Origin of the sequence: Dethiosulfatarculus sandiegensis (assembly GCF_000931935.2) — a bacterium.
GTDB classification, from domain to species: Bacteria; Desulfobacterota; Desulfarculia; order Desulfarculales; family Desulfarculaceae; genus Dethiosulfatarculus; species Dethiosulfatarculus sandiegensis.
Genome location: NZ_AZAC01000001.1, coordinates 334,126 through 360,720 on the forward strand (window position 1 = coordinate 334,126; position 26,595 = coordinate 360,720).

General features: G+C 53.3%; 30 protein-coding genes. 17 read left to right on the forward strand and 13 right to left on the reverse strand.

Translation table 11 applies throughout. The features are described 5' to 3' along the window. Positions 1 to 2: 2 nt before the first annotated feature. The 9 genes from secY to rplQ all read left to right on the forward strand — a co-directional run bounded on the left by secY (position 3) and on the right by rplQ (position 5,990). On the forward strand, positions 3 to 1,310 hold the full coding sequence (gene secY / locus X474_RS01515; protein ID WP_044346366.1) for a preprotein translocase subunit SecY: 1,308 nt from the start codon (positions 3 to 5) through the stop codon (positions 1,308 to 1,310). Between the two features lie 70 nt (positions 1,311 to 1,380). After that, positions 1,381 to 2,022 carry an adenylate kinase gene (locus tag X474_RS01520; RefSeq protein ID WP_044346252.1) on the forward strand — a complete coding sequence of 214 codons (642 nt, stop codon included), beginning with the start codon at positions 1,381 to 1,383 and terminating at the stop codon, positions 2,020 to 2,022. 26 nt (positions 2,023 to 2,048) lie between these two features. Beyond that, positions 2,049 to 2,795, forward strand: coding sequence for a type I methionyl aminopeptidase (map, locus tag X474_RS01525; protein ID WP_044346253.1), 747 nt, complete (start codon positions 2,049 to 2,051; stop codon positions 2,793 to 2,795). A gap of 235 nt (positions 2,796 to 3,030) precedes the next feature. Continuing rightward, on the forward strand, positions 3,031 to 3,147 hold the full coding sequence (rpmJ, locus tag X474_RS01530) for a 50S ribosomal protein L36 (protein ID WP_044346254.1): 117 nt from the start codon (positions 3,031 to 3,033) through the stop codon (positions 3,145 to 3,147). An 11-nt stretch (positions 3,148 to 3,158) separates the two neighbouring features. Then, positions 3,159 to 3,530, forward strand: a complete 372-nt coding sequence (gene rpsM / locus X474_RS01535) for a 30S ribosomal protein S13 (RefSeq protein WP_044346255.1) — start codon at positions 3,159 to 3,161, stop codon at positions 3,528 to 3,530. Beyond that, the gene (rpsK, locus tag X474_RS01540; RefSeq protein WP_044346256.1) at positions 3,530 to 3,925 is read left to right on the forward strand and encodes a 30S ribosomal protein S11; all 396 of its coding nucleotides are present in this window, start codon (positions 3,530 to 3,532) and stop codon (positions 3,923 to 3,925) included. The genes rpsM and rpsK overlap by 1 nt, the downstream gene beginning before the upstream one ends. 27 nt (positions 3,926 to 3,952) lie before the next feature. After that, positions 3,953 to 4,579: a 30S ribosomal protein S4 gene (gene rpsD / locus X474_RS01545; RefSeq protein WP_044346257.1), complete on the forward strand. Its 627-nt coding sequence runs from the start codon at positions 3,953 to 3,955 to the stop codon at positions 4,577 to 4,579. A 38-nt stretch (positions 4,580 to 4,617) separates the two neighbouring features. Further along, a complete protein-coding gene (locus tag X474_RS01550) occupies positions 4,618 to 5,622 on the forward strand; it encodes a DNA-directed RNA polymerase subunit alpha (RefSeq protein ID WP_044346258.1) in 1,005 nt (334 codons plus the stop codon). After that, positions 5,619 to 5,990 carry a 50S ribosomal protein L17 gene (gene rplQ / locus X474_RS01555; RefSeq protein WP_044346259.1) on the forward strand — a complete coding sequence of 124 codons (372 nt, stop codon included), beginning with the start codon at positions 5,619 to 5,621 and terminating at the stop codon, positions 5,988 to 5,990. Before X474_RS01550 ends, rplQ begins: the two co-directional genes overlap by 4 nt. A gap of 64 nt (positions 5,991 to 6,054) precedes the next feature. Here rplQ and X474_RS01560 read toward each other — a convergent pair whose 3' ends face one another. The 9 genes from X474_RS01560 to X474_RS01600 all read right to left on the reverse strand — a co-directional run bounded on the left by X474_RS01560 (position 6,055) and on the right by X474_RS01600 (position 15,481). Beyond that, positions 6,055 to 7,353: a (Fe-S)-binding protein gene (locus X474_RS01560; protein ID WP_044346260.1), complete on the reverse strand. Its 1,299-nt coding sequence runs from the start codon at positions 7,351 to 7,353 to the stop codon at positions 6,055 to 6,057. Positions 7,354 to 7,355: 2 nt separating this feature from the next. Further along, positions 7,356 to 8,744, reverse strand: a complete 1,389-nt coding sequence (locus X474_RS01565) for an FAD-binding oxidoreductase (RefSeq protein WP_044346261.1) — start codon at positions 8,742 to 8,744, stop codon at positions 7,356 to 7,358. 7 nt (positions 8,745 to 8,751) lie between these two features. Beyond that, positions 8,752 to 10,020 (reverse strand): nickel-dependent lactate racemase family protein, encoded by a 1,269-nt coding sequence (locus X474_RS01570; protein WP_197281915.1) that lies wholly within the window; start codon positions 10,018 to 10,020, stop codon positions 8,752 to 8,754. Positions 10,021 to 10,134: 114 nt separating this feature from the next. After that, the gene (locus X474_RS01575; protein WP_044346263.1) at positions 10,135 to 10,815 is read right to left on the reverse strand and encodes an amino acid ABC transporter permease; all 681 of its coding nucleotides are present in this window, start codon (positions 10,813 to 10,815) and stop codon (positions 10,135 to 10,137) included. A gap of 94 nt (positions 10,816 to 10,909) precedes the next feature. Then, on the reverse strand, positions 10,910 to 11,665 hold the full coding sequence (locus tag X474_RS01580; RefSeq protein ID WP_044346264.1) for an amino acid ABC transporter ATP-binding protein: 756 nt from the start codon (positions 11,663 to 11,665) through the stop codon (positions 10,910 to 10,912). A 9-nt stretch (positions 11,666 to 11,674) separates the two neighbouring features. Then, entirely contained in the window at positions 11,675 to 12,307 is a 633-nt protein-coding gene (locus X474_RS01585; protein WP_044346265.1) for an amino acid ABC transporter permease, read from the reverse strand. Positions 12,308 to 12,666: 359 nt separating this feature from the next. Then, positions 12,667 to 13,464 carry an ABC transporter substrate-binding protein gene (locus X474_RS01590; RefSeq protein WP_052514734.1) on the reverse strand — a complete coding sequence of 266 codons (798 nt, stop codon included), beginning with the start codon at positions 13,462 to 13,464 and terminating at the stop codon, positions 12,667 to 12,669. Between the two features lie 104 nt (positions 13,465 to 13,568). Further along, complete coding sequence (gene hisC / locus X474_RS01595; protein WP_052514737.1) at positions 13,569 to 14,690, reverse strand: histidinol-phosphate transaminase; 1,122 nt, start codon at positions 14,688 to 14,690, stop codon at positions 13,569 to 13,571. An 8-nt stretch (positions 14,691 to 14,698) separates the two neighbouring features. Continuing rightward, positions 14,699 to 15,481: a FadR/GntR family transcriptional regulator gene (locus X474_RS01600; RefSeq protein ID WP_052514738.1), complete on the reverse strand. Its 783-nt coding sequence runs from the start codon at positions 15,479 to 15,481 to the stop codon at positions 14,699 to 14,701. A 272-nt stretch (positions 15,482 to 15,753) separates the two neighbouring features. On the opposite strand from X474_RS01600, the gene X474_RS01605 reads away from it, so the two are divergent. Further along, on the forward strand, positions 15,754 to 16,371 hold the full coding sequence (locus tag X474_RS01605) for a hypothetical protein (RefSeq protein WP_156360562.1): 618 nt from the start codon (positions 15,754 to 15,756) through the stop codon (positions 16,369 to 16,371). 111 nt (positions 16,372 to 16,482) lie between these two features. Here X474_RS01605 and X474_RS01610 read toward each other — a convergent pair whose 3' ends face one another. After that, the gene (locus X474_RS01610) at positions 16,483 to 17,025 is read right to left on the reverse strand and encodes a single-stranded DNA-binding protein (protein WP_044346267.1); all 543 of its coding nucleotides are present in this window, start codon (positions 17,023 to 17,025) and stop codon (positions 16,483 to 16,485) included. Positions 17,026 to 17,711: 686 nt separating this feature from the next. On the opposite strand from X474_RS01610, the gene X474_RS01615 reads away from it, so the two are divergent. The 3 genes from X474_RS01615 to X474_RS01625 all read left to right on the forward strand — a co-directional run bounded on the left by X474_RS01615 (position 17,712) and on the right by X474_RS01625 (position 21,596). Further along, the gene (locus X474_RS01615) at positions 17,712 to 18,440 is read left to right on the forward strand and encodes a lysophospholipid acyltransferase family protein (RefSeq protein WP_052514740.1); all 729 of its coding nucleotides are present in this window, start codon (positions 17,712 to 17,714) and stop codon (positions 18,438 to 18,440) included. 162 nt (positions 18,441 to 18,602) lie between these two features. Continuing rightward, positions 18,603 to 20,864, forward strand: a complete 2,262-nt coding sequence (locus X474_RS01620; protein WP_052514741.1) for an FtsK/SpoIIIE family DNA translocase — start codon at positions 18,603 to 18,605, stop codon at positions 20,862 to 20,864. A 39-nt stretch (positions 20,865 to 20,903) separates the two neighbouring features. After that, positions 20,904 to 21,596 (forward strand): LolA family protein, encoded by a 693-nt coding sequence (locus X474_RS01625; RefSeq protein ID WP_197281916.1) that lies wholly within the window; start codon positions 20,904 to 20,906, stop codon positions 21,594 to 21,596. 211 nt (positions 21,597 to 21,807) lie between these two features. Here X474_RS01625 and mutM read toward each other — a convergent pair whose 3' ends face one another. After that, positions 21,808 to 22,626, reverse strand: coding sequence for a bifunctional DNA-formamidopyrimidine glycosylase/DNA-(apurinic or apyrimidinic site) lyase (mutM, locus tag X474_RS01630; RefSeq protein ID WP_044346269.1), 819 nt, complete (start codon positions 22,624 to 22,626; stop codon positions 21,808 to 21,810). A gap of 189 nt (positions 22,627 to 22,815) precedes the next feature. Here mutM and X474_RS27135 point away from each other — a divergent pair, with 189 nt between their 5' ends. The 4 genes from X474_RS27135 (at position 22,816) to X474_RS25910 (ending at position 25,291) form a co-directional block, all read left to right on the forward strand. Beyond that, positions 22,816 to 23,016, forward strand: coding sequence for a DUF6485 family protein (locus tag X474_RS27135; RefSeq protein WP_082464077.1), 201 nt, complete (start codon positions 22,816 to 22,818; stop codon positions 23,014 to 23,016). A 27-nt stretch (positions 23,017 to 23,043) separates the two neighbouring features. Continuing rightward, on the forward strand, positions 23,044 to 23,976 hold the full coding sequence (locus X474_RS01635) for a GAF domain-containing protein (protein ID WP_044346270.1): 933 nt from the start codon (positions 23,044 to 23,046) through the stop codon (positions 23,974 to 23,976). Between the two features lie 36 nt (positions 23,977 to 24,012). Further along, positions 24,013 to 25,038 carry a rod shape-determining protein gene (locus X474_RS01640; protein ID WP_044346271.1) on the forward strand — a complete coding sequence of 342 codons (1,026 nt, stop codon included), beginning with the start codon at positions 24,013 to 24,015 and terminating at the stop codon, positions 25,036 to 25,038. Between the two features lie 61 nt (positions 25,039 to 25,099). Further along, positions 25,100 to 25,291 (forward strand): hypothetical protein, encoded by a 192-nt coding sequence (locus tag X474_RS25910; protein WP_156360563.1) that lies wholly within the window; start codon positions 25,100 to 25,102, stop codon positions 25,289 to 25,291. Between the two features lie 19 nt (positions 25,292 to 25,310). Here the strand turns inward: X474_RS25910 and X474_RS01650 are convergent, their stop codons facing one another. Further along, positions 25,311 to 26,303: a peptidase MA family metallohydrolase gene (locus X474_RS01650; protein ID WP_044346274.1), complete on the reverse strand. Its 993-nt coding sequence runs from the start codon at positions 26,301 to 26,303 to the stop codon at positions 25,311 to 25,313. 4 nt (positions 26,304 to 26,307) lie between these two features. Then, the gene (locus X474_RS01655; RefSeq protein ID WP_044346275.1) at positions 26,308 to 26,595 is read right to left on the reverse strand and encodes a DUF167 domain-containing protein; all 288 of its coding nucleotides are present in this window, start codon (positions 26,593 to 26,595) and stop codon (positions 26,308 to 26,310) included.

Below are 26,595 nucleotides of genomic sequence, written 5' to 3' on the forward strand. Positions count from 1 at the left end.
CCATTTCCAGCGGCGTTGGAAGTATTGCTCGCATCCCTGAACTGAAGCGGCGGGTATTATTCACTTTTATGATGCTGGCCGTTTACAGGGTCGGCTGCGCCGTTCCCACTCCGGGAATAGACGCCGCTGCCCTTTCTGCTTTCTTTGCCCAACAACGAGACACCCTGCTGGGACTATTCGATATGTTCAGCGGCGGTGCCTTGGAGCGAATGAGCATCTTTGCCCTGGGGATTATGCCCTACATCAGCGCAAGCATCATCCTGGAGCTCCTGACTGTGGTTATCCCGCATTTGGGAGCTCTCAAAAAAGAGGGTGAAGCAGGGCGTAAAAAAATAACTCAGTATGCCAGGTACGGCACCGTTGTCCTGGCCCTGATTCAGGGCCTGGGTATCGCAATCGGTCTGGAATCCGCCACCTCCCCCACCGGATCTCCCGTAGTTCCGGCTGCGGGATGGGGGTTCAGGATTCTGACCATGCTTACCATGAGCGCCGGTACTGCATTCATCATGTGGATGGGTGAGCAGATAACCGAGCGCGGCATCGGCAACGGAATCAGCCTTATCATTTTTGCCGGTATTGTGGCTGGAATGCCCAGCGGCATTGGCAGAACCTTCGATATGCTGAAAATCGGCGAGATGAGCATCTTCATGCTTTTGCTTTTAGTGGTGCTCATGCTGGCCGTGGTTGCAGCCATCTGCTTTGTGGAGCAGGGCCAAAGACGCCTTCCGGTGCAGTACGCCAAGAGGGTGGTAGGCCGTCGAATGTACGGTGGACAGACAACCCATCTGCCCCTCAAGGTGAATACAAGCGGTGTTATTCCGCCGATTTTTGCCAGCTCCATCATCATGTTCCCGGCCACAATCGCCCAGTTCATACAAATTGAATGGGTGCAAAAGGCGGCCAGTTATTTGACCCCCAGCAGCTGGGTGTATTACGTACTTTACGTTGGTTTGATCTTCTTCTTCTGCTACTTCTACACTGCCGTGACCTTTAACCCGGCGGATGTGGCGGATAACATGAAGAAGTATGGCGGATTTATTCCGGGTATACGCCCGGGTAAACGCACTGCCGAATACATTGACAGGGTTCTCACCAGGATCACGCTGGGCGGAGCGGTGTATGTGTCTTTGGTTTGTGTGTTGCCGACCATTTTGATGAACGAACTAAACGTACCGTTCTACTTTGGCGGTACTGGCCTTTTGATCGTCGTGGGTGTGGCTCTGGACACCATGGCTCAGTTGGAGAGCCATATGATTCAGCGCAGCTACGAAGGATTCATGAGCAAGGGCAAAAAAGTCAGAGGCAGGTAGTTACGGGTGGTTAGGGCCTGGACTCAGGGCCCTTTAAGTTGCAGGTACTTCTCTTCAAGGGAGCGGGAAAATGAACATCATTTTGTTAGGCCCTCCGGGTGCCGGAAAAGGCACTCAAGCGAAGATGTTGATAGATGCCTACGGCATCCCCCAGATCTCCACCGGTGATATGCTGAGGGAGGCTGTAAAAAATCAGACTCCGCTTGGACTTGAAGCCAAGAAGTACATGGATGCCGGCAAGCTGGTTACCGATGAAGTCGTAATCGGTTTGGTCAAGGAGCGCATCGCCCGCGAAGACTGCGCCAAAGGCTTTATGCTCGATGGATTTCCCAGAACTGTGCCTCAGGCCGAGGAGCTGGACAAAGTTTTGGCCGACATGCAAAAAGGTATTGACCATGTGGTCAGCATCGAAGTCCCCAACTCCGAGTTGATGGGAAGGCTGACCGGACGGCGCACCTGCAAGGCATGCGGACAGGGCTTTCATATGATCTTTGATCCGCCAAAGGTCGAAGGCGTCTGTGATAAATGCGGCGGGGAACTTTATCAGCGCGACGATGATAATGAAGAAACCGTTTCCAATCGCTTGCAGGTCTATGAAGACCAGACTAAGCCTTTAATTAATTACTACCAGGAAAAGAGCCTTTTGCGTCCCATAGACGGTGTGGGAGCTATCAAAGAAATTTTTGAGCGCGTTAAGGCTGTTTTAGGTTAACAAAATACATAGGCGCTTAAGCTGTTATGATTAAATTAAAAAGCCCGGATGAGATTCAAGCCATGCGCGAAGCTAACCGGGTGGTGGGCAAGGTCCTCCAAATGTTCCGTAAGGAAGTGGTGCCTGGAATCAGCACTGCCAAATTGGATCAGATGGGTGAGGAACTTTGCAGAAGCCTGGGCGCTGTCCCCGGCTTCAAAGGATATGGTGGTTTTCCGTATGCCACCTGCTGCTCAGTAAATGAACAGGTGGTGCATGGATTTCCAAATAAGCACTCGCTAAAAGAAGGCGATATCATATCACTGGACTTCGGCGCGGTGCTTGATGGATTCAATGGTGATGCCGCCATCACGCTACCGGTGGGTGAGGTCAGCAAAAAGGCAACTGCCTTGATGAAGGCCACCGAAGCTTCGCTCTATGCAGGTATAGACCAGATGAAGGTCGGCAACCGCTTGGGGGATATATCCAATGCGGTGCAAAAGAGAGCGGAGTCAGCCGGTTTCAGCGTGGTAAGACAATTTGTGGGCCATGGAATTGGCCGTAAATTGCATGAAGACCCGCAAGTCCCCAACTTCGGGCCCAAAGGCAGGGGCGTTCTTCTTAAAGAAGGAATGGTCCTGGCAGTGGAACCCATGATTAATGAGGGCACCTGGGAAGTGGCTGTTTTAGATGATGGGTGGACGGCCGTGACTGTAGACGGTAAACTATCCGCCCACTATGAACATACTGTGGCGATCACCAAAGATGGCCCAATGATCCTCAGCCTGCCCTAATTTAAGGGTCTACGGACAAAAGGGGTTTTTCACCTCGCTCCTTGAGCCGTGCCCTGGCGGGATGGGGTAGTAGTATTGGTAACGATCAACGGTTCTTTTTGGTTTGTTTTTTTAAAGCGTTAGGCTGAATCAAAAAGAAAAAAATTTTGCGGAACAGCTAAAATCATTTTTAGTGCGCTTCGCCAAATAATAATCCGGGTTAATCTAAACCCGGCTTAAGAAGAGGGCTAGACCCATGAAGGTCAGGGCATCAGTAAAACGCATTTGCAGAGATTGCAAAATCATCAAGCGCAAAGGCATTGTGCGGGTAATCTGCAAGAAAAACCCGCGCCATAAGCAGCGGCAGGGATAGGAGGTAAGGTTGTGGCCAGGATCGCAGGCATAGACTTGCCGCGCACCAAGCGCATCGACGTTGCGCTTACGTATATTTATGGAATCGGCTCAACCTCGTCCAAGCATATCTTGGCCGAGGCCGGGGTGGAACCAGGCACGCGCAGCGACCAGCTTACTGAAGACGAAGTCAATCGCATCCGCCAGGTCATCGACGCGGCTTTCAAGGTCGAGGGTGATCTCAGACGCGAAGTGTCCATGAACATCAAGCGTCTTATGGATCTGGGCTGCTATCGCGGCCTCAGGCACAGGAGAGGCTTGCCGGTTAATGGGCAGCGCACTCAGACCAACGCCCGAACCCGTAAGGGCCCGCGCAGGTCGGTGCTCGGTAAGAGGAAGAAATAATGGCTAAGGCGCAAAAAAAAGTCACACGTAAGCGCAAAGAGCGTAAGAATATTCCCACCGGGGTGGCTCATATTCAGTCCACCTTCAATAACACGGTGGTGACAATTACAGACCCGGCCGGCAACACGGTCTCCTGGTCTTCTGCCGGTGTGCAGGGTTTCAAGGGCTCCAGGAAGTCCACACCCTTTGCTGCCCAGCTGGCTGGTGAAGATGCGGCCAAAAAGGCCATGGATCATGGTATGCGCTCTTTAGAGGTCTATATCAAGGGCCCCGGAGCCGGACGTGAAGCCGCGCTCAGAGCTTTGAACGCCGCAGGCATGCAGATTACTGTCATCCGCGACGTTACGCCTATTCCGCACAATGGCTGCCGGCCGCCTAAACGGCGCCGCGTGTAGCTGTTAAAGATTTCGGAGGATTAGACTTTGGCTAGATATCGTGGTTCCGTCTGCCGGCTCTGCCGCCGTGAAGGGCAGAAACTTTTTTTGAAAGGAGACCGCTGCTACAGCGACAAGTGTGCTGTAGAGCGCCGTGGTTTCCCCCCGGGCCAGCACGGACAGAGACGGGGTAAGGTCAGCGATTATGGTTTGCAGTTGCGCGAGAAACAGAAAGTCAAGCGCATGTATGGACTGATGGAAAGTCAGTTCCGCCTTACCTATAAGCGCGCCGCCCACATGAAGGGCGTGACCGGTCACAACCTGCTGTTCTTGTTGGAGACCCGTCTTGACAATGTGGCCTATAGGCTGGGTTTTGCCAACTCCCGCAACCAGGCTCGTCAGTTGGTCCGTCACGGTCACGTGATGATCAACGGCCGCCGCACCAACATCCCCTCAGCCAGGGTGAAGGTTGGTGACGTAGTGGCTATTCGTGAGCAGAGCAGGGAGTCGGAGCAGATCCAGATTGCCATGGAAGCGGCAGCCAGGCGTACCGTCCCCAGTTGGCTCGAGCTTGAAGCCAAGGAGTTCAAAGGGGAGGTCAAGGCCTTGCCGACTCGCGAAGAACTGACCATGCCGATGCAGGAACAGCTCATCGTCGAGCTCTACTCCCGCTAGAATTAAAAGGCAGGGTACATAATCCCTAGGGAGTTGACATGGAGAGGAATTGGAGAGAATTGATCAGGCCCACACGTTTGGATGTGGACGAAAGAACCCACAGCGAGTTTTACGGAAAGTTCGCCTGTGAGCCATTAGAGCGCGGGTTTGGTCATACAATCGGCAACGCTTTGAGAAGGATTTTGATCTCCAGCCTGCAAGGTGCTGCGATCACGAACGTCCGCATCGAAGGTGTATTGCATGAGTTCTCCACCATCCCTGGGGTGTTGGAGGACGTAAGCGACATTCTTCTGAATCTCAAGGGCGTGCGTCTACGCTACCTGGGGGAAGGGCTGACCCAGCTTACCATTGACGCCAAGGGTGAGCGTGTTCTCAAGGCCGGTGATATTATCACCCCCCCCGACGTGGAGATCATGAACCCTGATCATCACATCGCGACCCTGGGACCTGAAGGCGAGATCAAGGCCGAACTCACGGTGAACACCGGAAACGGCTATAAAATTGCTGAGCGGAATAAAAACGAGGATGACCCCATTGGTTTCATCGCCTTGGATGCCGCCTTCTCGCCCATAACCAAGGTTAACTATGTGGTGACACAGGCCAGGGTCGGCCAGATTACGGACTATGATAAGCTGACCTTGGAGGTCCACACCAACGGAGCTGTCAAGCCCGAAGATGCCGTGGCTTATGCCGCGAAGATTTTAAAAGAACAACTTACGATCTTTATCAACTTCCCGGAAGAGCCCGAGCCTGAGATCGTTGAGGAAGAGGAAGAACCGCCGGTTAACGAAAACCTCTTCCGTACAGTGGACGAGCTGGAACTCAGCGTGCGTTCGGCTAACTGCCTTAAGAACGCAAATATTAAATATATCGGTGAGTTGGTCCAGCGCACTGAGAGCGAGATGCTCAAGACCAAAAACTTTGGCCGCAAATCCTTAAACGAGATCAAGGAAATGCTGGCCGACATGGATCTTACGCTGGGCATGACACTAGAGAACTTCCCCGCCCGGGAAGAGCTAGACGCAAGGAATAAAGAAAAATGAGGCACAAGCGTCTTTCTAGGAGACTTTCGCGCACCACAGCCCATCGCAAGGCGATGATGCGCAACTTGGTTACCTCCCTGTTCCTTCATGACAGGCTGGAAACAACTTTGGCTAAAGCCAAGGAGTTGCGCCCGGTTGCGGAAAAAATGATAACTCTGGCCAAGCGTGGCGATCTTCATGCCCGCCGTCAGGCCGAGTCTTTTATCCGCAGCCACACCGTCTGCGGTAAGCTATTTGAGGACGGCAAGAGCCGTTATCAGGACCGTCCCGGTGGATACATTCGCATAACCCATACCAGGGTCAGACGCGGCGATGCCGCTCCCATGGCCATGGTGGAGCTGGTAAACGCTCCGGCTAAAGAAAAATAACCGGAACGCACCCAAAGCTTGTTAAAACGGGGATAACCTGGAATACCGGGTGATCCCCGTTTTTTTATTTAACGCCCAGGGCAGTGGCCAAAAGATCTACGATATGCACTACCTTTTGTCCTGTCTGATATTTCAAGACTCCGCTTTTGAGTTGAATCATGCAGGCCGGGCATCCGGTTGCGATTAACTTTACCCCGGTTTTTTCGGCACGGATCATTTTGGCTTTTAGTATCTGTTGGGATACATCCTTGTGAACCAGGCCATAAGTCCCGCCCGAACCGCAACACTGATCAGGCTTTTCCATTTCAACAAGCCCGCCTCTACTAATCAGGTTGAGTAAATGGCGAGGCTGGTCCAGTATACCTTGGCCCCGGGCCAGGTGACAGGGATCATGATAGGTTAGGCCTTGGCACAAGGGTCTGGTGAAGTGTTCCTCAAGAAGCTTGGGGTCGAATTGGGAAATCAGAAATTCCGATATATCCATGACGTCATCAGCCATGGCCCTGGCTTTTTCCGCCAGTTCTGGAGAGTCGGCCAGCAGATGCGGGTAGACCTTTTTCAGGGTGAATCCACAAGAGGCGCAGAGAATCACAATCTTCTGCCCAGCCGGTCGGCCACTCAAAGCCTCCAGGTTTTTAAGGGCATTTTCCCGGGCTATGGTGATCTCACCATTTACATGCATGGGTGCGGCGCAGCAAATCTGTTCCTTGGGAATCTGTACGCTCACCCCCAGGGCGTTAAGCACCTTTACCAGGTTTGCGGCCTGTTGAGTGAAGGCATGATTGGCCAGGCAGCCCGTAAAAAAACTTACCGTAGTTTTTTCTCCTCGGGCCGGAAAAACCTCCGGCGAAGAAGCCCTGAAGCCAGGCCAATCCAATCTGGGTATGTATTGATTTTGGTCAACATAGGGCAGGGGAAACCTGCGTCGCAGACCGCTTTCCATGGGTAAGGATTTAAAGGCCAAGGGTTCCAGCAAGGCTGCCTGTCTGATGGTCTTCTCCGGCAGGGTAAGCCCCTTTATCACCAGTTTTTTTATAAAAGGCAGCCCCTGTTTCCGGCTGACCAGCGCCCTGGCTAGTGGGATTATGCGCTCTGTCTTAACCTGGCTGCCGCATTTTTCCTGGCAGGCCAGGCACATGATGCAGTTGTCCAAAGTCTGGCCCAGGGGGGTGTTCAATTCCAGATCCCGGCTGGTTATGGCATCCAAAAGGGCTATGCGGCCTCGGCTGGTGAATTTTTCCAGTTTAAGCTGCTCATAAACCGGGCAAACACTGCGGCATTCGCCGCATCTCACGCATTTATCCAACTCTGTCTTTAGCTCATCCAGAAGTCCGGACTCAAAAAAGCTGTTTTCTGGGGCCATGGTCAATCCCGTTCTTCTGTACGGGGCAGGACCTTTCCCGGATTCAGGATCTGGTTGGGATCCAAAAAAGCCTTTAATTTGGCCATGAATTCAATGGTGGAGTGGTCCAGGTTCCAGGAAATTTCATCTGTTTTATCAAGGCCAATGCCGTGCTCGGCGGCTATGCGTCCCTCGAGATTGACCGCGGCCTGGTAGATTTCTCTTCTGACGGTCAGGGCCTGGGCTTTTTCCAGGTCATGCTCATGACCGGCAAAGCTGATATGGATGTTTCCATCCCCAAAATGGCCGAAATTGGCCATGACCAGATGGTGGTCCCTGGCCACCTGGTCCAGACTTTTCAGCATATCCGGTAATTGGGCCACAGGGACCGAGATGTCTTCTTCTTCCCAGCGAGGTTTGATCAGATGCAAAGAGGCGTGCAGGGAGCGACGCTTTGACCAAAGCCTTTCACGGTCCGCTCCCTTAAGGGCCTGTTCAATCCTGCTGGCCCCGTTTTCCCGGCAAAGCCTGTCCAAAGAAGCAAGATCAGAGGCCACCTTTTCCTGTCGGCCGTCGACTTCCATCAGCAAAAGGGCCTCTGCCTGGGAGGCCAGGTCAGTGTCCTCTTTGGCATCCAAGGCCTTGAGGCACTCATGGTCCATGAATTCAAGAATGGAAGGGGTGACATGGGCCCGGGCCATGGCGGGCAGGATTCGGGCTGCCCGTTGCATGGTGGGGAAAAGGGCCATAAGGGTGCCCTGCTTGGGCGGAAGAGGCAAAAGCCGCAGAATGGCCTGGGTCACTATGCCCAAAGACCCTTCAGAGCCTACAAAGAGTTCGCTCAAGCTGAACCCGACTACGTCTTTGATGCACTTGGAGCCGGTGTGGATGATCTGCCCGGTGGGCAGAACCACCTCAAGGCCCAGGACAAAATTCTTGGTGACCCCATATTTGACAGCCCGCATGCCACCTGCATTTTCGGCGATATTGCCGCCCAGGGTGGAAAAATCAACACTGGCAGGGTCGGGCGGATAGAAAAGTCCGAATCTGGCTGCTTCCCGGGCCAGGTCACCATTGATCACCCCGGGCTCCACCACAGCCAGGCGGTTTGCCTGATCCAGCTTAAGTATCCGGTTCATCCGCTCCAGGGAAAGGAGAATACCGCCTTTAGCTGCCACAGCCCCGCCGGTAAGGCCGGTTCCCGCGCCTCTCGGGACCAGAGGTAGGTTGTTTTTATTGGCGAGCTTTACAATTTCGCACACTTGCCCGGTTTTGTCGGGAAGGGCAACCGCCTGGGGCAAGGCGCGGTATTTCCCCGCGTCATAGGAATAGGTCAAAAGGTCTTCCTCTGCGAACAGGCAGGCCTTTTCACCCAGGATAGATATAAGTTGTTTTTTTATGTCTCTGTTCATTTTATTTTTATTCGGGATTCACCTGAGGGACCAGATTGCCGCCATGGGTGATTATACCGAGGCTCGGGTTTTTAAAACGCATGGATTCGGCGCTAATGGCCTGCTCCGGATTTTCATACCAGGTGAAGTTAATTTTTTGAGCCAAGGCAGAGGGTATGCCTCGGGAGACCAGGCATAGGCGGATTCTTTTAGCCAGCCTGCAGATAAAGACCGCTTCCGGGGCTGCCACTTGGTCTTCCACCAGTTGTTTTTCTATCCGGGTGAGCAGAGGCTCAAGCCCCAGGCCAATGTAATCGGCCAGAAGGGGATGCCCTCCCATTCCTTCGGCGCAGTCGGCCAAAAGAATAAGACTTCCCTGGTCTTCGGTGAGCATCTCGCCCGAGGCCAGCCCCTTGGTGGCTTGCCAGAAATCCAGGTGGTGGGGTTCCGCGTCCACCAGGACCAGGGGGTGGCGGCTCTGGGCAAGGGGACAGTAGACCTGGTTCGTGTATTTGATTCCTTGCCTATGGGCCAATATAGGGTCGCCGGTCACGCATTGATGGACTTCGCCCTCTTGGTCCAGGATTAAGTTGACTATAAAGTTGAGCGGAGCCAGGGATTGCACCGTGTCTTCCAGGTCCCTGCGCAGCAGGGCGTCTGTTTTGCCAAGCTGGTTTTCAGTTAGTTTGGTCATGCGCTGGTGAAAACAGCTGATGGTCTCTGCCCCCGAAGCGCCGGGCAGGATTATTTTGGCCCCGCCGCCGTACCCGGCGTCCAGGTGGGGGCATATCATGCCCAGGCCGATGCGCAGGTCAGCCCGGGCCACTGCCTTATGCACCCAAAAGGGGATGCCCAAGGGGCTGGTCCCCATGTAAACCATGTTTTCCAGGTTGGTGCAGGGGTCGTTCACTACCTGGTATTTTTGCGCCGCCCGCGGCCCCAGTTTGGCCTGGATCTCAGGGGGAGTCATGGGGCGATGGGTTCCCAGGGCCAGGACAAAGCAGATCTGAGACGGCGCCACGCCTTTAGCGTGCAGGGCTTCCAAGATCAGGGGTATGGCCAGGTGGGCCGGGGTCTCCCTGGTGATGTCGTCCACAATGATCGCCACCTGGCTCCGAGGGGAGGCCAAACGGTCCAGGGTCTCTGAGCCTATGGGACGGCTCAGGGCCTTTTTGATCAAGGCTTGGGGATCATCCGGGCAGGTGACCGGAGTGGGGCTTATAACTTCTGTGGGCAGGGCGCCACTTATATCAAGCTTTATATCCCGGCCTGGATAAGGCAAATTTACTTGCGCCAAAACAGGTCTCCTTAAAAGATGGGAGCCCAGGCAACCGATTGCCAAGGGCTGGGGCTGCATAATATCCGGCCGCAGGAAAAATGTTACTAAAAGCTGGTTTTGCGGAAGGGCTTTTTAATGGCCCTCCATTTCAATGGATACTCCCGGTATGGCCAGGCGTTTGCTTAAAAGGTGCAGGATGAGGCTGGCCAGGCCCACCAGAATAAAATAGATGAGGGCAACCAGAATATAGGTGGAGATGGGGGCAAAAAGCCTGCTGGAGATGATCTTGGCCTGGCCCATCAGGTCCGGCACGGCTATTAGAAACACCACGGCTGTGTATTTCACCATGGAGATCATTTCATTGGACCAGGCCGGAATGGCCAGGCGGAAGGCCTGGGGCAGGATGATGTGGCGCAGGGCTCCCCATTTGCTCATGCCAATGGCTCTGGCCGCCTTCATCTGCCCGCTGCCCACAGCCTGGATGGCTCCTCGGAAATATTCGGCCTGATAGGCGCTGCTGTTCAAGCCCAGGGTGAGATAGGCCGCCGCCATGCGGGAAAAGCTGATACCCAGCTCGGGCAGGCCGTAATAGACTACAAAGAGCTGAACCAGCAAGGGAGTGCCCCGGAAAAGGGTCAGGTAACCCAATACAATGCGGTTGATCCAGGGCCCGCCGCTGGTGCGCAGCACAGCCAGGGGAAGGCCGATGACAAAACCCAGGAAAAGGGCTCCCAGGGTGAGTGTTATCGTCACCTGGGTCCCGTCTATAAGTTCGGGTAAGGCGTCTTTTGCAAACAGAAAAAACTCGGTCATTTACACCTACCGGCTCGGTTCGCCGGCCTCTTTATGCTTAAAACCTTGGTAAGCTTTTGGTTTTACAGTCATAGTCTTGCTTAGAGACTCGGCTTTAGCCGGTTTCCTCCATGCGGTTCAACATGGAAAGAAACTGTCGGGCCCTGTCTGTCTGGGGCTTGGCGAAAAAATCTCCCGGCGGGGCCTGCTCCACAATATGGCCGCCTTCCATGAAGATGATTCGGTCCGCCACTTCCTTGGCAAAGCCCATTTCATGGGAAACCACCACCATGGTCATGCCGTCGGCCGCCACTTTTTTCATGACGCTCAATACCTCGCCGGTAAGCTCGGGGTCCAGGGCGCTGGTGGGTTCGTCGAACAGGATCACATGGGGATCCATGCCGAGCGCCCGGGCTATGCCCACCCTTTGTTTTTGTCCGCCCGAAAGTTGAGAGGGGTATTTATCGGCATGTTCAGCCATCCCCACCCGCAAAAGTTCTCTCATGGCCTTTTGCCTGGCGTCTTGCTTGGCCATGCCCAACACCCTGCACATGCCTATGGAGACATTTTCCAGGGCGTTTAAATGGTTGAACAAGTTGAACTCCTGAAAAACCATGCCAATGCGCTGGCGCACCTTGTCCTGGTCTGTGCCGGGGGCGGTTATCTCTTTTTTGTCCAGCCAGATGCTGCCCTTGCTGGGCTTTATCAGAAGATTGATGCAGTTTAAAAGGGTGCTCTTGCCGGTGCCGCTGGGCCCTATGAGCACAACTACTTCGCTGGGCATCACATCAAAGGAAACACCTTTGATGACCTCGAGCTGGCCAAAGGTCTTGTGCAGGTTGTCTATTCTGATGATCGGTTGATCAGCCATGAAAAATCCTTAAATCTCAATCTTGTAGCGATGTTCCAGCGTTTCCAGCACCCGAATGGCCAAAAGCGTCAGCAAAAGGTAGAGGATTGCCGCTGTGGCAAAGGCCTGAAACGGCTCCATGGTGCGGGCGCTGACATGCTGGGCCTTGCGCATTATTTCCGGTACGCCGATTACATAGACCAGCGAGGAATCCTTTAAAACCAAGGTGACTTCATTGGCCCAGGAGGGCAGGGCGACCCGCATGGCCTGGGGCGCGATAATGTGCCGGATTGCTTTGAAGCGGGACATGCCAATGGCCCTGGCCGCCTTCATCTGGCCCGGGGGAATGGAGTTCAAGGCGCCGTGCACAATCTCGCTCTGATAGGCTCCGCTGGCAAAACCAAGGGCTATGGCCCCGGATAGGAAGGGCGACAGATCAACCAGCTCGGCAATGACAAAATACAAAATGAAGATGATTACAACTACGGGAAGGGCCCTTACCACGGTGCTGTAGGTCGCGGCCAGGCTTTTCAGGACCGGGCCGCCGTAGACCCTGAAGATGCCCATCAAGGTGCCTAGAACAAGACCCAGGCCCAGGGCAATACCAGTAACCGATACTGTTATCCAAAGGCCGGGGAGTATGAATCTGAATGTATCCCACATAAACGGATTCCATGGCCTCAGGCTTTTGTGCGGCAGCCCGGGGAAAAGGAGAAAACGGGTTTTTCCCTTTTCCTGATTCCGGTTGACGCTTTATTGACTAACTGCCTGAGAAACCGGTTATAAACGTTTTTTGGCCCGGCAACGGCCCGGACCAAAAAAATAAAGAATAAAAGACGGGTGAACCTCTCGGGGACGGCATTGCCGTTCCGGAGGCTTCCCTGCTTTTACTTTTAGAAAAAGAGCATCAAATTCAAGATTTTAAAGGATCCATCCTTTGGCGCCCCTTAAATATCCCAACCGTTTCAGACCGGTTGCCTCGGTCTGAAACGGCTGATTTTATTGTTCAGGTTACAGTCTGGCTACTGTAATTCCCACTTGTCCATAAGTTTTTTAAGGGTGCCGTCGGCCTTGATGGATTCAATGGCCTTGTCAATTTCCGCCTTGAGTGCATCGGCTCCCTTGGGAAGGGCAATGGACTGACCGCCGCCGACTGTTTCGCCGGTCACCAGTGCTATGTCAAGTCCTGCCTTTTGGGCCAGTTTCTTGGCCGGGTCGGCAATGATGAAAAGCACCTCAACCCTGCCGTTGGCCACGTCCATGGCCGCGTTATCCACCCGCTCATAGGAGAAATATCTGTCCTTATCCATTTTTCCGGTGTCGATCAGGTTTGTTTTGACCCATTTTTCCTGGATGGTGCCGGTCTGGCTGGCCACCTTGTAGGGGGCGGCGTCATGAGGGGAGTTCAACTTGATTTTAGAGCCTTTCTTGACCAGAAAAGCGTCCTTGATCTTGTGGTATACGGTTGAGAAATCAACCTTTTTCTTTCTGGCGGGGGTGGCCTGCATGGCGGCTATGACCGCGTCGATTTTCTTGGCCTGCAATGCGGTGATGAGGCTGTCAAAACCCATGTCTTTAATCTCAACCTTGATCCCCATGCGCTTTGCCACTTCCCGGATCAGGTCCATGTCAAAACCCACGAATTTATTGTCGGCATCCACCGCCTCATAAGGGGGATAGTCTGCGGAAGTGCCCACAATCAGCTTGCCTGATTTTTTGACCTTGGCCAGTACATCATCGCCTGCCAGGGCATAGGCCGGGGCCATTAAAAAGGAAAGGGCGCAGAGCATAAGAATTGATTTTTTCAAACAGCAGGTCATGGTCTTCCTCCAAGTACAAATTGGATCTTGGCTAAGAACGTTTGTTTTCAAACACCCGTTTTGATAATTTAATTACCGCCCAAAAAGGCCTTCCAGAGCGGAACTTAGTTAAGTGCCTCATCCAAGGCCTTTAAAAAACCATCATTTTGATCTTCACTGCCCAGGGAAAGCCTGATGTGATCCGGCATGCCGAATATGGAGCCCGGCCTTACGATAAAACCCTTGGGCATGAGTTCTCTGAAGACTTCGTCCCCTGAGCCGGGGAGTCTCACAAATAGAAAATTGGTTTGTGAAACAGGTGATTTAAGGCCATTTTCAGCCAGGGAGCGGGCCACCCTTTCCCTTTCCCGGCAAATCAGTTCAACATGGCCTTTGGCAAAGTTTTCCTCCCGTAAAAGGGCCAGAGCTGCGGCCTGGGCCGCTACATTGACGTTAAAGGGTAGCTTTACCTTGGCGATCAGCTTGATCACTTCCGGATGTGCCATGATGTAACCCACCCTCAGACCGGCCAGGCCATAGGCCTTGGAAAAGGTGCGCAGGCCGATGACCCGGTCATCCTTGAACAGATAGTGCTCGGTGTGGGGGCAGTTTTTGTCAGTGACAAACTCGTAATAGGCTTCGTCCAACACCACCACTATGTTTTCAGGCAACTCTGCCAGGAACCGGTCAAAGGCTTCCTTGTTAAATACCGTGGCAGTGGGGTTGGCCGGGTTGCATAGCCAGATCAGCTTGGTCTTTTCCGTCACCTTGGCGCTGATGGACTTAAGGTCTATGTCATAGCCGATAAGGGGGACCATCACCGGCTCGGCCCCGCAGAGTATGGTTGCGGTTTCATAGGCATCGAAAATGGGTTTGGGTATGATTGCCTGGTCGCCCTGGTTCAAAAAGGCCTGGGCCACAAGCCTGATGCATTCTTCGGCTCCGTTGCCAAATAAAAGGCAATCAGTCTGAAGCCCCAGCCGGGAGGCCAGTTCCCGCCCCAAAATGCGGCAGTTGCCGTCCGGGTAGCGGGTGAGGTCTGTGGCCTGTTTCAAAATGGTCTCGAGAACCAGGCCGGGAAGCTCCAAAGGGCATTCATTGGAGGCCAGTTTCACCACCTCGGTGAGACCCAGTTCTTCCTTAACCTCCACCAAGGGCTTGCCGGGAATATAGGGGCGCAGTTCCGGCACCCCCCTGCGGGCGGCCTTGGCAATGTCTATGCGGGATAATTTATTGGATACAGGCATTTTTTTCTCTAGTCGTTTTGTTCGGCAATCGCCACCTGTTGACCCTGGTTTGGATCGGGCGGGGCGAACATTTCTTCCTGGGCCTTCATGTAACCGTTAAAACGGCGAACATGCTCCCTGGCCAGTCGGCTTGCCTCTTGGGAGTCTTTTTTCTCCAGGGCGGTAATGATGTTGGCCAAGTCTGTATAGTTTTGCTTCATAAGTTCGTGGTCATAAACCGCGAATTTATCGTCAGCCCCCAGGATGTCCTGGTGGAGCATGCATAAAACCGAAGTGAATACCGGATTTTTGGTTATCTTGGCCAGCTCCACGTGAAAGGCGATATCCTGGTCATAAAATGCCCGCCAATCCTCTTTGGAGTGGTCCAGCACTTCACGGGCCTTTTGTAGTATGGATTTGAGCCTTGCCAGGGCAGTGTCATCGACCCTTTGGGCGGCCAGGGCGGTGAGACCGCCTTCCAGCACTTCTCTGAACTCGGCCATCTGGTCAAAGCGCACATGCTTGTATTTAAGCAAAAGGGTGAAGCCTTCGGTTACCTGGGTGGTGTCCATGCGTCGCACCACCGCCCCGCCAAGGGCCCCCCTTTTTATGCTGATTAACCCTTTTTGTTCCAGTATTCTAAGTGCTTCCCTTACACTACTGCGGCTGGCGGAGAACATTTGGGAGAGTTTCATCTCAGAAGGCAGCCTGTCCTGGGGCTTGAGTTCGCCCCTTAGGATAGCCTCTTGGATCTGTTCAACGATCAGTTGGAAAATTTTGTCGCGTTTTATTTTGGTGGCCTTAAAGCTCATATTTTATATACAGCCCTTTTAATTGTCGGACATAAGACGAATGCCAAGATTATGCAAAATGAAACAGTGCGTCAAGTATGAAATACCTAGGGCAGAAGGGAAATTTTGCTTAGGTTGTGCAAAGATAACCAGTCTTGGGTTCTCTGTTCTTTGCTTTTTTGAGATAAATGGAGTTTGGCAGTTGTTTTAAGGTGGCTTTTGGGCTGGTCCTGCTATTATGGGAAAAGAGTTCTTACCATGGATATTACCTCAAAGACAGGGGGTTGAATTTTATGCGACTGGGAAAAACATTTTTTTTTGGCCTTGCCTTGCTTTCTGTATGCGCACTGGCTTTTGGGTGCGCTTCCACAAAATTGACCAGTGTATGGCATGTGGAGAAAAAACCTGCCGAACCGCTGAAAAGCATAATGGTGGTGGGTATATCGGACCAAAGCAGTGTCAGACGTTCCTTTGAGGACCTGTTTGTCAGGGAGCTTGCCAAACACAAGGTAAAGGGCCTGGCCAGCTATAGGGTTTTGAACAGTGAGCAGGAAAAGGATCAGGGTCTTATCCGCAAGGCAGCCCTGGACCGGGGTGCGCAAGGGGTTATGGCAGTGCATTACAAGGGTACTGAAACCAAAGAGGATTATGTGCCTCCCACCAGCACGCCTGTGGTTTATCGCACCTGGGACGGGTATTACCCCATGGTCTACAGCTATGTGAGTGAACCGGGCTATTACCGCACCAGGAAATATTTGAGTCTTGAGACGAACCTTTATCGGGTTTCTGACGGCACTCTGCTTTGGGCCGGGGCCTCTCGCTCCCTGGATCAGGATTCCCTGAAAAAATTGGTTCAGGATCTGGCCAAGGTGGTTTTAAACAACATGGCTAGCGCAGGCCTGGTGCCCTGACAAAACTCAACTCACCTGGTTTTTATTGGGGGTTGTCTGAAAGTGTTAGATCCCGGTCCGCTCCAAGGGGCGAACCGGGATTTTTGTACATGCTTTTTTTAAAGGGGCGTATCAAAAGGGGATGTCGTCGTCAGTGGGGGGCGGGCCGCCAAAGTCGCCGCCCTGGCCTCCGCCGTAATTACCGCCTCCTTGACCGCCGCCGCCCTGGCCTCCGCCGTAATTGCCGCCGCCCTGGCCTCCGCCGTAATTGCCGCCGCCTTGACCGCCGCCGTAATTGCCGCCGCCTTGACCACCGCCGTAGTTTCCGCCGCCACCCTGTGCGCCGCCGCCAAGGAACTGTACATCCCTGACCACGATCTCAGTGCTGTAGCGTTTGTTACCCTGCTGGTCTTCCCACATATTGGTGCGCAGGCTGCCTTCCACATACACCTGACGGCCTTTGCTGAGATACTGACCGCAGATCTCGGCCAATTTGCCCCAGGCGGTTATCCGGTGCCATTCGGTGCGTTCCTGCTGATTGCCGTCGCGGTCTTTAAAGGTTTCTGACGTAGCGATTCTGAATTTGCATACGGCAGTCCCCCCGGCAGTGTACTTGAGCTCCGGATCTGCCCCCAAGTTGCCGATTAGAATGACTTTGTTTATGCCGCGCGCCATGGTTCCTCCTTTATTCATTATTGCTTGGACTCTAACACAACCCTTGCGCGAGTGGCAACCAAACGCGAGCTGAGCGCTACTTAAGGATTGCAGGAGTTATTTTTAGTTTTCGGCTGTTAACAAACAGCCTAATAGCTGGCTCAAAATACACCCTGAAACCTTAGTTCTTCAGGGACGCCAGGGAAGGTCCCCACTCAACTATGATTAGTTACGGCGTAATTTCAGCCTGTTGCCAAAATTTGGGAGAAGCTTGCCAAAAAGCTGTTAAGGGGGCTAAAGCGATCCGGATTCCCTTTGATTTTTTAGACCGCCCCCCCAGTGGGGTCTTTCGGGCAAGGGGTGTTTTTAAAAGCGATTTACGCTCCCAAAAGGCCCGCTCAAATTGTGACACAAAAAACCGGCCTTGTCCGCCGCCATGGTTGGGTTATTAATATAAAAAACAAAATTCGGTTGGCCTTGACCAAATAGTGATTGCATGACAATCTTGACATGCCCGGCCAGATATGGGCCGGGAAAAGTGGGAGAATGCCTCTAGGACCTCTTCACCTGCTGGTTGGTTGAAATGGTTTTTTTGCCAACCAAACCGGAGCGCCTATATAATTGAACCGGGCCGATTCAGCCCACCAATTTGCGATGGGTTTTGCACTACCTTATTCAGCTACTCTGCCGGGGGTTGGAGTTTTTCAGTGAATTTACCTAAGCCGCTTGTATTGATTATTTCCATATGGGGTACTGCCTGGGCTGCCTTTATCACGATTTTCATCTCCTCCTTAGTGGTCGTCTTCAGCCTTTTGGGAGCTTCTCAGGCCTTTCTTTTGAAGATTGCCCGCTCATGGGGAAGGCTTCTGCTAAAGGGGGCCTTTATCGGCCTGAGCACCAAGGGGTTTGAAAATCTGGCCCAGGCCGGGGGATATGTATTTGTCTCCAACCACACCTCTGCCCTGGATATACCCGCCCTGCAGGCCGGGTTGCCTCCCAATTTTCATTGGCTGGCCAAAAAAGAACTTTTCAAAATAGCGATTTTCGGACCGGCCATAAGGCGGGCAGGGGCCTTGCCCATTGACCGCTCCAACAACAGGGCGGCGGTTAAGAGCCTGGTTGAGGCGGCCAAGTGTATAATCGAAGGCGACAGCGCGGTTATATTCCCGGAGGGAACCAGGTCTGAGGATGGTGGGCTGCTGCCCTTTAAATCCGGCGGCCTGGCCCTGGCCATCCGGGCTCAGTCCCCGGTGGTGCCGGTGGCCATAATCGGCGCGGCCCGGGCCATGGCGCCGAATAAGCTGCTCATTGCGCCCGGTCATATACAGGTGGTTTTGGGAGAGCCCATTTCCACCGCGGGCATGAAGATGCCCCAACGTGATGAATTGGCAGGGATTCTGAAAGAGCGTATTCAAGAGCTGATCGAGAAAAATTAAAAACAACCCTTTTTTGAATCTTTTGATTCAGGCGGGAAAGGGCCGGGAAAATACTGGTTGACCATCTGAGTTTTTAAAGAAACCTACCGAAAAACAGACCTTGAGCGCAACAGGTTTGTGTTACAATCCAACTAACTGAAAAGATTAAGGATATATCAGGCAGTGGCCAAAAGATCTCCAAACAGGCGAAAATTCAGTTTCCCCAAAAGCCTCAAACTAAACGGTTTGGCTGTTTGGTTTTTGGGTGGCGGCCTATTGTTCTTCACCTTGTTTTTGCTTGTCTCCCTGATTGGTTATTCACCGAATGACCCTACACCGCTCATGGAAAAGGCCGGGGCTGTGGCCAACCCCCTGGGTCTGGCCGGGGCCTATACCGCCTCTTCGCTTTACAGCATCTTCGGACTGGCTGCCTGGCTTTTGGTTTTCCTGCCCTGGCTTTCCCTTCCCATTGTGCTCAAGGAAAAATCCGCAGGCTCGGTGATTCTTTTGACGGCCGGATCTGTTTGGCTGATTATCTCCCTGGCCGCACTTTTAGGGCAAAGTGGGCTTAAAATGCCCTATGAGGGGGTCTCGTTATCCATGGGAGGAAAAGGCGGCCTGGCCATGGCTCGGGGATTGTTCGGCTGGGCCGGCGCTCCGTTGGCCTGGGGGCTTCCGGTGGTGTTGGCCTTGGGCGGAGTCGGACTTTTGGTCTGGTCGAGCTGGTCCTTTTTAGGGCCTTTTTTGGAACCGGGATTTGAGGGGGCAACAAAAAGTAAGCCCAAAAAATCGGGCCCGATTATTGCCACCCAGGAGCAGTATGAACCCGAACCTCAAGCTGAACCGGAGCCTGTGCCCGTGCCTGAACCGGTCTCAGAGGCCTTTGAGGGTGAACCGGAAAAGAATCTCTTTAACGATCAGGCAGGTCCCAAGATCAGACCCCGTAAGCCAAATTCAAATCAGGCCACCGACGTCGAAATCAAGGCGGAGAGTAAAGGTCCCTATCACTTGCCGCCTGTGGACCTTTTAAAGGAAAACAAAGATCCGAAGCCTGTGGACCATGCTGATGTCCTGCGGAAAAATTCCCAGCTCCTTGAAGAAAAATTAAATGATTTCGGGGTAAAGGGACAGGTTGTCGAGGTGGCCCCCGGGCCTGTGGTCACCATGTATGAGTTCAAGCCCGCACCAGGGGTTAAGATAAGCAAGGTGGCCAACTTAAGCGATGACCTGGCCATGAACTTAAAGGCCCGGTCCATTCGCATCGTGGCCCCCATTCCGGGCAAGGCGGTGATTGGCATAGAGATACCCAGTCAGCAAAGGGAGACGGTTTACCTCAGGGAGCTTTTGGGTTCCAAGACCTATCAAAATGCCCAAAGTCCCCTGACCCTGGCCCTGGGCAAGGATATTTTAGGGGCTCCGGTGGTCAACAACCTGGGACGGATGCCTCATCTTTTGATCGCAGGCGCCACCGGTGCGGGCAAGAGTGTTTTTATCAACACCATGGTGCTTTCCATCCTGTACAGGGCCACTCCGGAAGAAGTGCGCATGCTCATGGTTGACCCCAAGCGCATTGAACTTTCGACTTATAACGATATTCCCCATCTGCTCTACCCCATTATCACCAATCCTCAGGAAGCCACGGCGGGCCTGCGCTGGGCGGTTAATGAGATGGAAAGGCGTTATGAGCTTCTGGCCCGCATGGGGGTGCGCAATATTGAATCTTTTAACGCCAAGTTTAAAAAGGAAGGCCCCTCCGCCCTGTTCAGGGAAGGCGATGGGCCTGACGAATTCAACCAGACCGGGCCATTGCCATATATTGTGGTGATCATCGATGAGTTGGCCGATTTGATGATGGTCGCCTCCAAGGAGGTGGAGGCCCTTATCACCCGCCTGGCCCAGATGGCCAGGGCCGCGGGGCTGCATCTGGTTCTGGCCACCCAGCGCCCCAGCGTGGATGTGATCACGGGACTTATCAAGGCCAACTTCCCCTCCCGCATATCGTTTCAGGTCACCAGCCGGGTGGACAGCCGCACAATTTTAGATCAACAGGGCGCGGAACAGCTTTTGGGCAAGGGAGATATGCTTTTTGCCCCTCCCGGCGCTTCCGGGCTGATGAGGTTGCACGGCGCTTTTGTGAGTGACAATGAGATCGAGGCGGTGGCGGACTTTGTGCGAAGTCAGGCCAAGCCGGATTATGACCCCAGCATTGTGCAGACTCCGGCTGAAGGCGAATCAGGCGGGGGGGATGATGAGCCGGAAGATGAAAGATATGGCGATGCCGTGGCCCTGGTGCGGGAGACCGGCCAGGCTTCGATTTCTTTTGTGCAAAGACGGCTCAGGGTGGGATATAACCGGGCCGCCCGTATGATAGAACAGATGGAGCGCGAGGGGATTGTGGGGCCGTCCGACGGCAGCAGACCCCGAGAGGTGCTGATAAGGGAATAGACCATGTTTGTTTTTACTTCTCCTTTTGAGGAGGATCTGATGAAAAAGTGGGTGGCGTTTGGGGCGGTTCTGTTTTTGCTTTTCGCCCCTTGGGCTGTTAACCGGGCCCTGGCTTCAGGGGAGCCGGGCGATCTGGCGGTTGAGATTCAAAAACGTTATCAGGATATCCACGGGATAAAGGCCTCTTATCTGAGGCACAGCCGTTTTGTGGCGACAGGCTCCCAGTTGAACAGAGAGATTAAAGGGGCGGGCGTTCTCTATTGGTCCCGGCCCACCAACCTGCGCCTGGAGCAAAAAACTCCCAAAGAGGAGCTGATCGTGGCCACGGACCAGGGAGTCTGGTGGGTGCGGGAGTCCAGGCAAAGGGCGGACCTTTATCCCCAGGAGCAGTTCACCAGCGGGCTCAAGCCCTTGCTCGACGCCTTGGGCGGGCTGGCCGCCCTGGACCAGGACTTTAACCTGGAAAAACCGGGTCAGGAACACAAAGGACCTGATCAACAGAGCCTGGTCCTGGTATTGATCCCCAAGCACCGCAGGGTGGACCTTAAAACCCTGGTGCTATGGTTTGAGCCGGATTCGCTCTTGTTAAAAGGCTTCAGAATAACCAGCCTGGTGGGGGATGTGACGGAGTATCTTTTCCAAGACCTCGAGGTGAATCCGGATTTTTCCGGGCAGGTCTTTAGCTATGACCCTCCCGCCGATTTCAGGGTGAGAGATCATCACCGCAAATAAAAACGCAAATTGAAAAAGGAGCCTTTGCACTTAAGGCAAAGGCTCCTTGGCAAAAACTTGGGTTTTGCCAAGTGGCTAGAATTAATCTTCTCAAGAAAGCCTCGCAATTCGGCGGGCCGTCATTCGGGGTCCCCGAAAAATCGAAGATTTTTTGGGGTGCTGCATGGCCCGGGTTCGGCTCAATTGCAGTTTCAAGGCTTTTGAAAGGCTCTTAATAGCATTTCTGGCAATGGCGGCAATAGTGGGTGGAGCGTCCGCCCAGGGTGATTTTTTTTATCTCCCTGCCGCAGATGGGACAGGGGGCTCCCTTGTGTCCATAGACCTGGTGGAGATCCTGAAAAGACCCCGCTTCTCCTTTTGCGTCCACATAATCCCTTATGCTGGAGCCGCCGCAATCAATGGCCTGACCTAAAAGCTCCCTCAAAATCCGGTGCAGCTTGGCCAGGGCTTTGGGGGGAATCTCTCCGGCCCGGCTGGTGGGGGCGATGCCCGCCCGGAACAGGGATTCATCGGCATAGATATTACCCACACCGGCCAGGATGCGCTGATCAAGCAAAAGAGACTTGATTGGGGCCTTGCGTCCGGCCAGACTTTTGGTAAAGGTTTCCAGGCTGATCATAAGCGCATCCGGTCCCATGTTTTTTAATGGGCCTTTTTGCAGGGCTTCTTTATTCGGCAGATAGGCCATGAAGCCGAATTGCCGCACATCACGGAAGAAAAAGCCGCTTTGGTCGTTAAAATGTATACAGGCGTGAATATGGGGCAAATCCGGTTGTTTTTCGCGCAGGATTATCTGGCCGGTCATGCCAAGATGAATAGCCCAAAAAGAACTGTTTTCCAAGTGGACGATGAGCAGTTTGCCATGTCGATCAACTTGCACTATTCTTTTATTTAATAAGCCCTTTTGGAAAAATAATGGATCGGGTCTTACAATTTTCTCAAGGTTTATTACGATATTAATTATATTTTTTCCGATAATGACTGGAGCAAGTGTGCGACGCACGCATTCTACTTCCGGCAGTTCTGGCATTGGTCTTCTCCCTGGCCGCACGCTATCGGGCAAAGGGCCGCGAATTCAAGTGTTTCGTCAATATACCCCATTATTTGGTGGTTGACACCCCTTGTGATCCTATATACAGTATATTGAAATTGATAACCAGGCCGCTGATATGGTTTGCTTATTATGAAAGATGGTGCACATTTGCTGACTTTAAAAGATATGAAAGAAGCTTGTCCTAATATTGAGTCAAATTTGTCCCAATGCACCTGCACCTATTCCGCCTGTGATAAAACAGGGCTTTGTTGTCAATGTGTGGCCTATCACCGCAAAATGAGACAAATTCCCGGATGCTTTTTTACTTCTGAAGGCGAACGATCTTATGATCGTTCTTATAAAAAATTCTGTAGTGATTGCAGTTGATCCTATTTACCATGAGGCCGGGGATGTATGGACCCCAATCAGGAATTACGCGACGCCATAAATTTATTGGCGGACATTACTGAAGCCTTTACGGCGGCCCTTTTTCTGCGCAAGGAAAAGGACGGCCCCTTGCGCCCCTATATCTGGCATACCTTGAGCCGCTCCTTTCGATCTGATGCGGATATCGCGCCGGGTGAAGGCGTGGTGGGTTTTGTGGCCAAACACGGTACTCCCGTGGATGTTGATCGTTATAAGCAGGGCTCCAACGCAACCTTGCTTTACGACCAGGATGAGGGTGTAAAGGCTTTTGTGGGCATGCCTGTGGGCCCGGACGGAGTTTTGGTGGTGGACACCAAAAACCGTCTGGCCTTTGGTGAAAAAGAAAAAAAGATAATCCGGGATTTCTCCAGGGTCTTGGCCAATCTGGTTGAGCATTCCAAGGTTTTTGCCAGGGAAGAGCTTTACGGGCGCATGATAGACCTTTTGTTTGATGTGGAAAACGCCTCTTTAGACTATCGTTATGCGGGACAGTTTTATTCTGAGATTTTAGAGGCGGGGCTTAAGTTCACCGGATTTTCAATGGGGGTTATTTGCCTCCTTCTGCCTGGGCGCAAGCAGTACACCCTGACCGCCGCCCAGGGAGCATCCATGGCTGCCCTGAAGGGAAGGTCCTTTCCGGTCAGCCAGGGGCTTTTGGGGTGGATTCTTAAAGAAGCCAGGCCGTTGGCCCATTCCCGTCTGCGGCCTTTAAAGGGAAAATCCTATTTGATCAGTCCTGATGAGCCCATGGCCGGGTATAATGCCTTTGTAGGAGCACCCCTGTTGGCCTGGCGCAGACTAACGGGGGTCTGGGCTTTTGCCGGTTCATTGAACCGTGATCTTGCCGAAGATGAGATGTGGGCATTACAACTGGCGGGACACCGGGTTGCCGCGACAATTGATCATTACCGCCTTTCCTGAAAAAAGGCGATACAGATAAGAGGAGGATAACCGCCAATGGTGCTGAACAAGTTGTTGGGCCTTTTCGGCAAAGATTTGGCCATGGACCTGGGTACGGCCAACACCTTGATTTTTATCAAGGGTAAAGGGGTGGTTTTAAACGAGCCCTCCGCTGTGGCCGTGCAGCGCCAGAACGGTAAGCCCGTGGCCGTTGGCAAAGAGGCCAAGGAGTACCTGGGACGCACCAACCCTTCCATTTTGGCCAGCCGTCCCCTTAAAGACGGTGTGATTGCGGATTTTGACTTAACCAGGGTCATGATCCGGCAATTCATAACCAAGGTCCGCACCTCTGCCCGCCTGGTCAAGCCGCGCATGCTCATAGGCGTGCCCACAGGCGTCACCCAGGTGGAGAAAAGGGCCGTGATCGAAAGCGCCGAACAGGCCGGGGCCAGGGAGATTTTTCTGATCGAAGAACCAATGGCGGCCGCCATTGGCGCAGGGCTTCCCATTGACAAGCCCCAGGGCTCCATGGTGGTGGATATTGGAGGCGGCACCACCGAGGTTGCGGTGATCTCCATGTTTGCCACTGCCTATTCCGAGTCTGTACGCGTGGCCGGAGACGAGGCCAATGAGGCTGTCATGAGGCTGGCGCAAAAAAAATATCAGATGCTCATAGGCGAAAATACTGCGGAGATGGTAAAAATAAGAATTGGATCAGCCGCTCCGCTGGATCAGCCGCTGAGCATGGAGGTCAGCGGCAAGGATCTGGTTCAGGGCATTCCCCGCACCGTCACCATGAATGACGAAGAGGTGAGGGAGGCCTTGGCCGAGCCGGTTGAGGTCATAGTGGAGAGTGTGCGCAGGGCCTTTGAAAAGACCCCGCCTGAACTTGCTTCAGACGTGGCCGAACAGGGACTTGTGCTGGCCGGTGGAGGCGCCTTGATAAGAGGACTTGACCGCCGCATTTCAGAAGAATTAAATATGAGGGTGAGGATAGCTGAAGATCCCCTGACCAGTGTGGTCATGGGGGCCGGCATCGCCCTTCAGAACATAAAAGAATACCGCAGGGTGTTCCTTAACTGATCATTCACCTAAGGCGATATCGCCGGGTGGATGCAAACTCTTTTCGTAAGAGGGAAAAAATTTGGCGCAAAAATTGCCGCTTGAAGATCTTGAGGGACGTATAGACTGCTTTGGTGAGTTTGACCGCTCCGACACCATATGCCTGGCCCATTGCAGCCTGAGTTTTCACTGCTCTGCGGCCCGTGAGCATTACCAGCAATTGCAGTTGCATGACGAATCTCTGGAGAGACTAGGTTTTTCACATCACGCCTAAGAACGTCGGCGGCCCTTTTTTAAGGGTCGCGGCGTTTATCCAAGCCAGCTTCCGCCAGTATCTTTTGGCGTGAAGAGGATCGTGTGCCTTTTTGCACATGATTCTTTTCTTCCCTGGCATCGTCTTTTTCATCACCGTCAACCATGGCTTTGATCCGCCTGACCTGATCTCTGCGCCGGGCCACCAGCCCCACTGCGGCCACCAGGGCAACCAGCATCCAGAGCGCGCCTGCGGCTGTCAGAACGGCCAGCCAGGAAAAGCGTGAGTTCATGGATTCGGTGAAGTCCGCCTCCAGGGCCACCAGACCCTGGCCCAGAACCTGGTGCAAGGCTCCGCTGATATCCTTGGCGTGGATCATGGCCCTGATCAACCTGGGGATGCTTTTCGCCCCGTGTTTGTCCAGGATATGGCTTATCAGGTAAAAAGACTGGGCATAGGCCAACCCGGCTTCTTCGGACTTGCCCGGAAAACGTGTGGCTAAGTCGGCAAAGGGGATCAGTTGGTCCAAAAGGACTCCCTTGGCCATTATCCCGGAAAGGCCCAGACCGCCTTGTTTGGCGGCATGCATGGCCAGCCCTTCTTCCAGCCACAGGGGGAGCTTTTTTTGCCGACCCAGAGCCTGATACAGGTAGATATGGGTAAGCTCATGAATCAGAACCGAGCGGAAGGTATTTAAGTCGGTCAACTGGCTGGGCGAGCGTAAAAGAATAAACCTTTTGGCCGGTACAGCCAGCCCGGCGGCCCAACGGGGACCGTCAAGTTCGTCCACTCTTTGAGCAAATTCCCGGTCTGTTCCCGCCACCACCAGTTTGATCTGTTGAGGGGCGCTTCCAATGAGCCTTTCCAGCTCCGGGCAGGCCTGGCCGCAGATCTGACTTACATGGGCGGCCAGCTTGGGGTTAGGGGCGGTGATGGAAAGGTCGGGCACAGAGGGTGTGGTGGACCCAAGGACGGAAGAATAAAGATTTAAAAGGCATACCAAAAAGCATAGCGTAAAAAACTTATGCTTCACGCCATCATACTCCCAGGCCTTTTTTCACCTCTTCCGGAGTTATGCCAGAAACCTTGATGCGTTTTTGGCGGGATTTTTCTCCGGAAATAATTTTTACACGTGATTTGGATGTGTTAAGTGTTTTGGCCAGGAAGCGAACCAGAGCCTTGTTGGCGGCTCCATCCACAGGCGGGGCATTTAGCCTGATCTTAAGAACGCCTTCTACTACTCCGTTTAAGGAGTCTTTAGACGCCCTTGGGGTCACTTTCACCGCAAAAGAGACCCCGTCGGCTGAAGGTTTAAGCTCCAACAC